This is a genomic window from Clostridium sp. (genome assembly GCF_050717535.1).
Lineage (GTDB): Bacteria > Bacillota > Clostridia > Clostridiales > Clostridiaceae > Clostridium_AD.
In genome coordinates this window covers 45,078-56,987 of the sequence record NZ_JBOITM010000078.1, presented here as the reverse complement: position 1 = coordinate 56,987, position 11,910 = coordinate 45,078, and the positions used below count along the sequence as shown (strand labels likewise).

At 31.8% G+C, this 11,910-nt stretch carries 8 protein-coding genes; 3 read left to right on the top strand and 5 right to left on the bottom strand.

What is annotated here, in order from left to right:
- The first annotated feature begins 586 nt into the window (after positions 1–586).
- The 3 genes from ACREVU_RS15590 to ACREVU_RS15580 all read left to right on the top strand — a co-directional run bounded on the left by ACREVU_RS15590 (position 587) and on the right by ACREVU_RS15580 (position 3,480).
- On the top strand, positions 587–1,240 hold the full coding sequence (locus tag ACREVU_RS15590) for a 3-oxoacid CoA-transferase subunit A (RefSeq protein WP_431552528.1): 654 nt from the start codon (positions 587–589) through the stop codon (positions 1,238–1,240).
- A gap of 1 nt (position 1,241) precedes the next feature.
- Complete coding sequence (locus ACREVU_RS15585) at positions 1,242–1,907, top strand: 3-oxoacid CoA-transferase subunit B (protein ID WP_431552527.1); 666 nt, start codon at positions 1,242–1,244, stop codon at positions 1,905–1,907.
- A 223-nt stretch (positions 1,908–2,130) separates the two neighbouring features.
- Positions 2,131–3,480, top strand: a complete 1,350-nt coding sequence (locus ACREVU_RS15580) for a TIGR00366 family protein (RefSeq protein WP_431552526.1) — start codon at positions 2,131–2,133, stop codon at positions 3,478–3,480.
- Positions 3,481–3,612: 132 nt separating this feature from the next.
- Here the strand turns inward: ACREVU_RS15580 and ACREVU_RS15575 are convergent, their stop codons facing one another.
- From ACREVU_RS15575 to ACREVU_RS15555, 5 genes are all read right to left on the bottom strand, one after another.
- Positions 3,613–8,103 carry a coiled-coil domain-containing protein gene (locus ACREVU_RS15575; RefSeq protein WP_431552525.1) on the bottom strand — a complete coding sequence of 1,497 codons (4,491 nt, stop codon included), beginning with the start codon at positions 8,101–8,103 and terminating at the stop codon, positions 3,613–3,615.
- Positions 8,081–8,851 carry a DUF6063 family protein gene (locus ACREVU_RS15570; protein WP_431552524.1) on the bottom strand — a complete coding sequence of 257 codons (771 nt, stop codon included), beginning with the start codon at positions 8,849–8,851 and terminating at the stop codon, positions 8,081–8,083. The genes ACREVU_RS15575 and ACREVU_RS15570 overlap by 23 nt, the downstream gene beginning before the upstream one ends.
- 15 nt (positions 8,852–8,866) lie before the next feature.
- Positions 8,867–10,360 (bottom strand): hypothetical protein, encoded by a 1,494-nt coding sequence (locus ACREVU_RS15565; RefSeq protein WP_431552523.1) that lies wholly within the window; start codon positions 10,358–10,360, stop codon positions 8,867–8,869.
- A gap of 4 nt (positions 10,361–10,364) precedes the next feature.
- Positions 10,365–11,441 carry a Wadjet anti-phage system protein JetD domain-containing protein gene (locus ACREVU_RS15560; RefSeq protein WP_431552522.1) on the bottom strand — a complete coding sequence of 359 codons (1,077 nt, stop codon included), beginning with the start codon at positions 11,439–11,441 and terminating at the stop codon, positions 10,365–10,367.
- A 159-nt stretch (positions 11,442–11,600) separates the two neighbouring features.
- A complete protein-coding gene (locus tag ACREVU_RS15555) occupies positions 11,601–11,804 on the bottom strand; it encodes a hypothetical protein (protein WP_431552521.1) in 204 nt (67 codons plus the stop codon).
- Positions 11,805–11,910 lie beyond the last annotated feature (106 nt).

Genomic DNA, 11,910 nt, shown 5'->3' with positions numbered 1-11,910 from the left:
CGTCCTAGTATTTATTTTGCTTCTGTTATATATTTAATATTATTACAATTTTCCAGATACATATCTTATTCTACAAATTAACCTAATACCCTTTATACAAATTTGTTGTTAAAACAAATGTTATCTTGAATCAAAAGATACAATTCAACCGCATAATGACATGTTCTTCTTCATGATTAATAACACCGCCGGTTTTAAACAAATTTTCGTTTTCCACCTTGTAGTGCCTAAAATCTATAATAAAGTACTGGTGATATTTTAATAGAAGCCTTAAATAAGCGGTACATCACAGAAGAGGAAATAACTTTTATAAGTAATTACATAGAATTATAAAACATTACAAATTTTGTGTAATTGTGTTCTATATGAATTTTCTAAGGACTATATTTAAATTGCAAGTAAAAAACAAAATTTACAAATTCCATGTAAATCTATAAATACATTTATAAAGTTTTTTCATTGCATTATCAGTTTTAGTATTTAATTAATTAAGGCACTAGAAATTCGGTCCTTTTTGTTTTGTAATAAAATACAAATAAATATTATAAACTTTACAATTGCAATAAACTACAAGGAGGGAAAATAAATGAATAAGGTTGTAACTTTAGATAGAGTTAGACCATTACTTAAAGACGGAATGTCAATAATGATAGGTGGATTTTTGGCCTGTGGAACACCAGAAAAGATAATTGATTTATTGATTGAAACAAATGTTAAAAATTTAATTATAATAGCAAATGATACAAGCTATGTAGACAGAGGCATAGGGAAACTTATAGTTAATGGACAAGTTAAAAAGGTTATAGTTTCTCACATAGGAACAAATGCTGAGACCGGAAGACTTATGACTGAAGGGAAAATAGAAGTAGAACTTGTACCACAAGGAACACTAATTGAGAGAATAAGATCAGCGGGAGCTGGCCTTGGTGGAGTGCTTACTTCTACAGGAGTTGCTACTATGGTGGAAGATGGTAAACAAAAATTTACTATTGAGGGAAAAGAATATTTATTAGAGCTTCCCATCAAAGCTGATTTAGCACTCATTTATGCAAGTGTAGTAGATGAAATTGGAAATGCAGTTTATTATGGAACAGCAAGAAATTTTAATCCAACTATGGCTACTGCTGCAGAAATTGTAATAGTAGAAGCTGGAAACATTGTTAAGCTTGGAAAGCTTGATCCAAATAATATTGTTACTCCAGGTGTATTGGTTGATTATATAATTGGGGAGGCCAACTAATATGATTATTGATAGTAAGCTTGCAAAACAAATCATTGCAAAAAGAATTGGTAAAGAATTAAAAGATGGGCAACTTGTTAATTTAGGCATAGGTCTTCCAACATTAGTTACAAACTATATTCCAGAAGGTGTTCACGTTACTTTCCAATCAGAAAACGGTATGGTTGGTATGGGAGAATCTCCGATGCAAGGGGATGTAAACAAGGATGTAATTAATGCAGGTGGTGAATTTACTACAATACTTCCTGGTGGAGCATACTTTGACAGTGCAATGTCTTTCATTCTGATAAGAGGCGGACATGTTGACATAACTGTGCTTGGAGCACTAGAAGTAGATCAAGAAGGTAATTTAGCTAATTGGATTGTACCAGGCAAAATGATTCCAGGAATGGGTGGAGCAATGGATTTAGTAGTAGGAGCTAAAAAGGTTATTATTGCAATGCAACATACGGCTAAAGGGATTCCTAAAATATTAAAGAAGTGTACCTTACCACTAACAGCAAAAGCACAAGTTAACCTTATAGTTACGGAACTTGGTGTAATGGAAATTACAGATAAGGGGCTTGTACTTATTGAAATTAATAAAGATACTACAGTAGAAGAAGTTAAATCACTTACAGGGGCAGAATTAATTATCTCAGAAAATCTTAAAATGATGGATGCATAGCAATGATTAGTGAAACTTTGAGCAATTAATTCAGATACGTAGATAATTGTTTTAAATTCGATTGCATGGAATTCTCTCCCTTCTATTAATTTAGTTGTGATCGATATAAATTCAACAGAACGTGAGGGATATCCTGTATATATAAAATTGAATAACCTTGCAGTCACTTGACCACAAGGTTATTCAATTAACCAAACTAAAATATATTAAAGGGGGACCTAAAATGTTTAAAAAGTTTACAAAAGCTTGTGTTAATCTTGTCCAAAAGTATTTGCCAGACCCATTCATATTTGCTGTTCTTCTAACCTTCTTCGTATTAATTTTAGGTGTAATTGTTACTGGTCAAAGTCCCTTAGCAATGACTGTTCATTGGAGTAAGGGTTTATGGACATTATTGGCATTCTCAATGCAAATGGCATTAGTATTAGTTACAGGTCATGCACTTGCCAATGCACCTTCTTTTAAAAAGGGTCTTAAAACCCTTGCGAAAATACCTAAATCACCAACTCAAGCAATTATGCTTGTTACACTTATTTCTACTATAGCTTGTTGGATTAACTGGGGTTTCGGTCTAGTTATTGGAGCTATTTTTGCCAAAGAACTTGCTAAAGAAGTTAAAGGTGTAGATTATAGACTTTTAATAGCTTCTGCTTATTCAGGTTTTTTAGTATGGCATGGAGGCCTTTCTGGTTCTATACCACTAGTAATTGCTGGAGGTGGCGAAGCTGTAGTAAAAGCTACTGCAGGTGCTGTTACTACTGCTATACCAACTAGTACTACATTATTTTCAAACTTTAATTTAGTTATACTAGGTATACTTTTAGTAACATTACCTCTTATAAACAAAGCTATGCATCCTGATAAAGAAAATACCGTTACTATAAATCCAAAGCTTTTGGTGGAGGAGCCAGTGATTATAATAGCCAAAGAAAACATGACTCCTGCTGATAAACTTGAGAATAGCACTATTATCTCAATGCTACTTACGCTTATGGGCTTTACTTATATTGTTTATTATTTTATTAAAGGTGGAAGCCTTGACTTAAATATCGTTAATACCATCTTCTTATTCCTTGGAGTTGCTCTTCATAGAACCCCTAGAAGATTTATTAATGCAATTGCAGATGCTGCTAAAGGAGCTGCCGGAATTATACTTCAATTTCCATTCTATGCTGGTATTATGGGGATGATGGTAGGTGCAAGTGTTTCTGGTATATCTCTTGCAGGAGCTATGTCTACTTTCTTTGTTAATATATCTAATCAACATACCTTCCCACTATTTACTTTTTTAAGTGCAGGACTTGTTAACTTTTTTGTACCATCTGGTGGCGGACAATGGGCTGTACAAGCTCCTATTATGATGCCAGCAGGTGCAGCTCTTGGTGTACCTGCTGCAAAAACTGCTATGGCTATTGCTTGGGGAGATGCATGGACTAACATGATTCAACCTTTCTGGGCATTACCTGCTCTTGGAATTGCCGGACTCAGTGCTAAGGATGTAATGGGATTTTGTATAATTGATTTATTATACTCTGGTATTATTATTGGACTGGGATTAATGTTCATATTATAATTAAAAAATACACTTTAATGAACAGTATTAAAAAAATATAAGGATATAGCTTAAATAATTAATAAGCTATTACCTTATATTTTTTATAAAATGGGTATAAATCCACATCCATGTAATTTATATAGTTACAAATTAACTCCTAACTCTCCCCCCATGCACCACTCTTCCAATCACACTACCAAGTTTCCCTTTTTCCTCTTCTTCATTAATTTGTAGTGCCCAAAATATAGGAAATCTTTCACTGATTTCTGTCTTTATAATTTCTGGTGCAGCAAAGGCTATTATTTGGAAATTTAGCTTGTTTGCAATTTTGAATACAGGATCAAGTACATGACTTCCTGAAGCATTTCCAAAAGGATTATCCAGCATGAGCACCGTCCAAGGATTTTCATTACCTACAGTTTTTTTTCTGTAATTCATAAGCATCATTATTATAAAGGTATTAATAGATAGAGTTTGACCTCCGCTACCTTCTGGTGAATCACCATCTCCACTATTTATTCCACCCCAAGTATTATAGTGACTGTTGTTTGGCTTTGCATAGAGAAATTCATTTTTCTCTGTCATTTTATAAACCTCCAGCACTGGGTATTTCCCTCTTAATGCTTTGGAAAAAATCATCCTATCGCTCATATAAGCTTCCAAGGTTTTATCTTCTAAATTATCGAAATCTACTCCTGATTTTTCTAGTTTTTCTATGCACTCTACAAAGTACTCATTTAGTAAGACCTTAATATCCTCTTCTTCTTTTGGTAAAAGCTCCTCACCTTTTAGTCTTATAAGCTTAAATGCATGATTGTTCTCATTAACATAAACCATTTTATTAACCATTTCTCTTAGACATTCTGCTATCTTAATAGATTGCCTAGCAGCTCTTGATGCCCATTGTTCCTTTGCTTCTTCCGCCTTAAACTTATCGTTACTTACCCTGCTTATTTCCTTCTGTGCATGCTCTCTCATGCTGCTAAAGGAGTCTTTGTTATTAGTGAAACTCGCTATATTGATTTTTTCACCTATGACTTCTTTTATTTTACGCTTTAGTATCTCATCTTTAAGATTCCTTTTTAATTCCTCTAAGAATTGGTCAAAGTTATCCTGTGCTTTAATTGTATGATTATTTATAACCTCATTAATACCTTTGTAGTTTTGTATCCATAGATCCACTTCATTTTTTTCATTATTATTAATCTTATCCATTTGGTACTGCGAAGTTTTTCCTTTAGTACTATCTAACTCTTCAAAATGCTTTATTTCTGAGACTAGACGCCCCATTTCAACATCTCTACTATCTAATTTTTCTATTATATCTTCTACTTCTTTTAAATATTTATCATTGCCCCTTATATTATCCTTGAGCCTAATGCCTTTTTCTTCTAAATTTAAATTTTCCCAAAGCTGTGGTGTTTTATGGTGTTCTTCATTTATTTTTTGTGCAGACCGCATAATATCATTATTTATCTGAATTATGAGACCTTTTTTTGTACCTATGCTACTGGTTAATTCTATAAGTGTTGCATTTTTAAACTCACTTTTTTTCGCTATACTATCAAGTTCAAGTTCAATTGTGTCCAAATATAAATTTTCTACTATATAATTTGCCCAACTCAGGTCAAGCTTTTTTAGCTCCGCAAGTCTTGCCTCAATATTTTCTTCTAGCTGGTCAATAGCTTCACTTAATGCATTTATTTGATAATTTTTCTCCTCAATTTTTAAACTTAAATTCTTTCTATGTTCAATATCTATAAATATATCATCTGCTTCTAAATTTATATAATTTGGCTGTATACTTGTTTGAACCTGTTCATTATCTTCCTCTTTAAAACTAGCCTCTTCTATAATTTCCTTTACATCTTTTAATTTATTGTTAACATAAATCTTCCATTTTTCATAACTGCTTTGCTCTAAATACTTTTTATCCTCATTTTCGGCTTTTTCCATTTCCACTGCTGTAAGGGTAAGTTCTACTGTTATTAGTTTCTCCTGATCTTTAGCTGCTTGCTTTCCCTTTATTTCTATTTCATTCTTGAAATTTATAAACTCTTCAAGCTTTTTAATACTAATTTCTAAGCTTTTTATTCCCTTTTCACTTTCCACTTTTACATTATTATAAAACGTTAATTTTTCCTGTAAGTCATTTATCTTTGATCCTATAGTATTAAGTTCTATAGCTAGCTCATCTAATTTGATTACTACATCTTTAATTCTTTGTTCTAAGAGAATTGCGCTGTCAACCACAAGCATGTTTTCAATTTTATTAATGAGTTTATCTATTTTATCTATGGAACTCTCTATAGATTTTACTGCTTCCATTATCTCTAATTCTTTTTTACTTAGGCTTTCTTTCCATTGCTGAAAAGCATCATTATTACCAATAAATTTTAAACCTTTATGCCTTATTAACTTAAAGTTCCCCCCTGCTGCTTGCCCCTCCATTTTAGTTCGCAGATATATTGGTACAATGCTTCTTAAAAACAAATCTTCTGATAAATTCTTGCTTATAGTGTCCCAGTCCTTGTTCGCTCTTATTACTAAGCTATATGGAAGCATGGGACAGTTTCTAAGATTTTCCTTTTGCTCTTCTTCTGAGAGTGATGCCAGAAATTGAGTTCCATAAACAACCTTTACCGAAAGGCTCTCAATTTTTGTCTTTATGATATCAATGTCATTATTGGGTATCCAATAATCCTTATTGTTTAAAGTTAAATCTATGTTATTTTCCCAAAGTTCTTTCTTTAGCTCATTTAACTTTACTCTCTTAATTTCTTTTGTTTTCCTTATTTCAAATACTTTATTTTGAAGAAATCCTACTGAATAGGTTTCTTCAATGTTTTCCAGCCTGCACATATCCAAAATTTCTAAAAATAATTCTTCTTCTCGCAACTTTTGTTCACTGTAGCTTTTATCTAATTCTTCCTTTTTCTCTTTATTGTTATCTATTTGGATTCCTATTTTATTTTTTTCTATATTGAGATTATTTATGTGTTTTTCGAACTTAGAAATTTTATTCTTTGAATCTAAGAGTTTTTTATCTTCCTCTACATATTCCTTCTTTACATCTTCCATTAATATTTCAGGACATACCATTCTAAAAGCATCAAACTCTAATCCCAGCTCTTTTTCTCTTTTATTAAACTTTCCCTTTGCCTCGTCAAATACTCCAAGATTAACTCTTATAGAGCTTTGATTTTCTTTAAGAATTCTTATATCACTTTTAAATTCTTCTTCCTTTGCTTTTAGAAATGATTCATAGGCCCAATGCTTTCTTGAAGTTTCTGTAAGTGAAGCCTGGGTTACTTTCCACTTTTCTTTAATTTCTTCATCTATTTTCATAATTTCTTGTTCTATGTCCTTTAAATTTAGAGAGCTCATAAGCCTCTTTTTTTCCTCAAGTTTCTTATGTCTTTTGCTTATATCAATTTCTCTAGGAATATTTGTTTTGTTTATTTCATATTTCTTTTTATCCTTGGCTAGATCATCTATTTCTATTTTTACAATGTCTAAACCCTTCTCTTGTTCTAGCTTTTCAAGTTCATATTCAATTTTAACCCTGTTTTGCTTTGCATATTCCAGGTTCTCCTTTTCAAAGTGAAGCTCTCTTTTTCTATCTACAGTCTTTCCTTTTTCACCTACCCACTTCTCTTTTTCAATAGTAATATTGTTTTGAAAACTCATCAACGTGCAATAAAGATCATTTCCGGTTATTATGCTATTTTCTTTTCTAAGTCCATAACTAATCCCCGCTTCTGCATCTCGAATTAGTGGCGACAACATAGTTAATAAATTCTTATAGTCGGCTTCTCTATTAATTAATATAGGTAGATTTTTGGTAATTGAAATATTACTTTTAAATATATCCTTTAGTGTATCTTTATTTTCTTCATATTGATTATTTAGATTTTCAGATATTGAAGGTATGATATATTCATCAAAGATTCCCTTATTGTCTTTGGCTTTTGAAAAATAATCCGAAGCCCCACCCTCTACCTTGTTTATAAGTTTTAATATTGACCATTCAGACCGATATATTCCATTACCCTCTAAATATTGATAGTATTCGGATCTAGTATTCTTTGCAGAGGATTCTGAAAATTTTCTAAAATCTCTTTTGTTTTTTAATATAAAGTCTTCGAATTCCATGTAAGGTACAGCTTTTTTTTCTTCCTTTAAATACGCTGGTAGATTTTCAATAGTATAAAAATCACTAGCATAATGTTCATGAGTGTATAAAAAATATCTTATGCCTATCTTTTCTTCCTTTTCCTCTTCTTTCATCGAGCTTCTTTTGCTGGCCGTTACACACATTCCAGTAATTAGCCATTTATCCGGCACAGTATCCAGCTTCCACTCTAATATTACATGGAAGGTGTATGGACTGAATTGCTTATTTGCATTTAAAAACATGCCTGTTATCTTATTCCCATCATTTTTACCCCATTTGGTATTAGGTAAAACGATTTGAGACATAAGCTGCATTAATACACCTTTTCCACTTTGATTTTGCATAGTAATCAATGTGTGGTCAGGGTCATTATCCCTAGTTAAATCAAAAACAGTATTATCGTAACACTTTTTAAAATTATCATATTTATTTCCTACTATCCTAATCTTGCTGAGTCTCGGCATACTGTTCTCCTCCCTTTGCAGCATCTATTAACGCAATGAACTCTATATATCTATCCTGATTATGATAAATTTTATCCAACCTTTCATATAGCTCGTTCTTTGGAATAATTTTAAGTTCCTTGGTGTTATTATAAATAAGTTTTTGATCCATTAATGGTTTCAGGGCTTTATAAATAAAATTAAATCTATTATCTGTAGTATTTACTACATCAATAGTTCCCTTAGTTCTGCTGTTTTTCATTGGTGAAAAATCCTTATTCCACACCTCATCAATTTCTTTTAGTGCTATTCCCCATTCAAGAGTAAAACCTTCTTCCTCCTTCCGCCTTGCTGACCAAGAATTAATAGTGCTATTTACTAAGGACTCCAGCTTAGCATAGGATATTCCTTCCTCTTCCCACCTGACCCTAATGTTATTATCTTTATCTACCTCTGATAGAAATACACATATTATAAGATTTGCTAAGTAAAAATACTTTTTACTCTTTAACCCTTTGTATTTTTCTTTCATTTGAGTATAAGAATTTGCAAAAATGGATCCATTTGCAGTTGAAACCATATGAAGATTTTCTCTTGTATCGAAAACCCTTAAGTTTCCTTCTCCTGCCATGGTATTAACAATTTCTCTTATTTCGCTACTATTAAGATACTCTTCTACCAATGGCTGTTTTATATCTACAATGTTTTCCTTTAGAAGAATAAAAAATAACGCAGATGCCTTTTGTATGTTATCCGTTGTATATGCCATAAGTTATACGGCCTCCTATCCTTTAATAAAGAGAGTGTATGGTGATATAAATATCTTTTCTAACTTAAGAGGCATTTCATTTTCCTCCAACTTAGAAGTAAGGGTTTTCCCTATAAGAATTTTATATCTTTCATTTTTATTGCAGAGCTTATTAAAAAGAACCATTCTCTCATCCATTTTTTCAAACTCTTCATTATCCTTAGTAAAAGTTAGCTCAGTAAGAACAAACATCATAAATATTTCTAGGTTTACTCGCTTACTTAGCCATTTGTCCTGATTAATTTTCTCCATATCTTTAAGTTCTGTAATACTAAATACTTCATCCTCTATGAATCTATCAAATATAGGTTCCCATAATTCTATTATTAGGTCCCAATCAACTATGTTTTTGTTTATATGTTCCTGTTCTTCAATGCGATCGGCATCGTCCACTACTTCCTGTGCAGTTTCCTTTATTACAAATTGTTCCTCCCATGCCCAGTCTAGAGGATATATAAATTCAATCTCCGGAGATAATAGTGGTGTTACTAAATTTTCTAAATAATCAAAACTTGGAAGTCCTTTTTTAACAATAACATTTTGCCATATGTCCTTTTTAAAGGATACTCTTGAAGTAATCCAAAAGCTCTCTGGATAGTTTACTCTTATTTTAACTTCAAAGGCCATGCTATCAATTACAACCTTTGCCAGTTGATTATGTAGCATTCTCGCATTTTCAAGTTCTTCAAATAACCTTTCCCCTTCTTCTCTCTTCTCCTTTGGAAAGTTCTCTAGCCTATTCTTCCAAGCCAGCATATCTTCAAAAGTTTTTCTTTCATCCTCAAATTGATTCCTTACCTCTTGCTCATTCTTTTTTCTATCTCTTTTGCTGTCAAAAAATATTACTTGGGGATTCCGAGTAATATCAAGTCGATAATCTTTTTCTCTACGGATTAGTGTTTTAACTCTTGCAATCAAATTACTCACACTATTTAAGGCACTATTAAAGTTTCCGCTTTTAATAAGCTGTAGGGTATAAAATTGCTCCACATCAAAGCCAAATTCTTCAAGCATTTCGCGGGTTACAAATATCATCTCCTGTGCTTCTTCTGTAAGCATATACACAGTGCTTCCACCTTGCTCCCAATGGGAATGTTCTCGATCTTCTTTTAAATACCTAAACTTATATACATCATGCTGCCTGGTCTCTTCATTATATATGAGGCAGCTAAAAGGGTCCTGTTTGTCTGCTCCCCTGTACCAAAGAAGGCCCTCCACAATTCTTTCTATGTTTTTATCTGTGGTTTCCAGTTTCATTTCTCTTAGAATATCCGCAGTCATATATACCATGTCATTTTTTGTTCTGTTGATATTTTCAGTAATTTCTCTCCTGAATATGGTAAGTAAAATATATAATTGAATTTCATGAGCAAAAGGTGTTAATTCTCCAATGTCTATACCATTACCTAACATCCTTATGACATTTATTTTCTTCAACCTATCATTAAGTCCAGTTTGCACTAAATCCATAAGGCTACCTTTTCCCTTTCAGCTTTAGTAGGTATTCATAGGTAATAAGTTCTTGAGGAATTCTATAGTTTAATTCCCAAAGTTTCATTACGTTTTCAACATAACTTTCATAACTCTGCTGCTTTATCTCATCTATAATATACTTTAAATACAATTTTCTCTTTACCTGACCTTCTTCATGAGGATAATTTATTTTACATGTTTTCATAAGTTCTATATAAGCTTCCACTAATAATTTTATATTAATAGCTGGATATCTTTCTCTTAAAGCCCCGTATATATAATAACCTTCGGGATCCATGTCCCCGAAGTAATAAACCACAATTTCATCTGGAATAGCAATTTCATCAATAAAAGAAAAACCTTTTATGATTTTCTTTCCATATCCAAATATAAGAGCATCTGGCTCTATACCAAATATTTTAATACCGCTCTGGACAGCTTTCTTAAAGGCAAAGAAGGTAGAATGATTTTCAAGAATTATAATAGTTTTTATATTACTTACTCCCTTGTTCCAATAAATAAACTGTTCTCCATATTGCTTAGCTTTAATATGCTCTGCACTAAGCCCCAGTCTCTTCATAACCTTATTATCTTTTTTTCCACCTTTATTAACTGTTAAAAATTTTTCATCATAGAAAAGTTCAAGGCACCTTTCTTCTAGGCTAGACCACTCCCTATTTGCACTTTCCTTTAAAAAAGAATATATATTTAAAATATACTGCCATTCTACGTCTGTTTGATACTGCGGATGTCTAATATATGTATTTAAATTCAATATATCAGAGAGTCTAATAATCGCTTCGTCATCCCAGGAGTGGGCAACAATAGCATTGTTTAAACTCCATCTTAGTTTCATTGGATGCCTATCCTTGTTACTAGCAGCATTGCTAATTTCCCTTATGATACCTTGCTGTTTAAGCTTCTGCATTCCATTATAAAAAGCTTCATATCCCCCATTCTCATAATAATTGCTCTGCCCCCCACTCTTCTTTATAATGAAATTTTCTAAGACTATAAGCTCAAACTTTTTACTAATTTTACAATTTGTTTGCAAGAATAGTTTTATAAACTTCTCCATTTTATCACCATCACATCTTTATTTTATTTTATTAATATATCAAAATTGCTGTTCTCCATGTGGAACTTCTTAATTATATAGTGCTTTATCCTCATAAAGAGTATATCTTTTTTTCCAGCTTTCATCCTTAATTTAACTACGTTATTTGCTAAATTAAACCTATTTAAAAAGTTTCTTCAGCACATCAAAAATACTAAAACTAGTACGATTATATACACGATTATAAGCAGCTTTTTTAGGATTTGTAATCCAACCATATCCACGTGGCGCTCTTATACCTAAGCTATTTTTTATTATTCTCTTGGGACTTGTTCTACTACTAATCATTTTCTTTAAACTTGGGTTTCTTAATCCTAATTTCATTGTATACCTCCTAAAATTCTATTTTTTAAGTTTTTCTCCACATTTTCTTATTCCCTTATACTATTCTTTAATCATATTTACATAATACCATTAGCTAAGGAAAAAT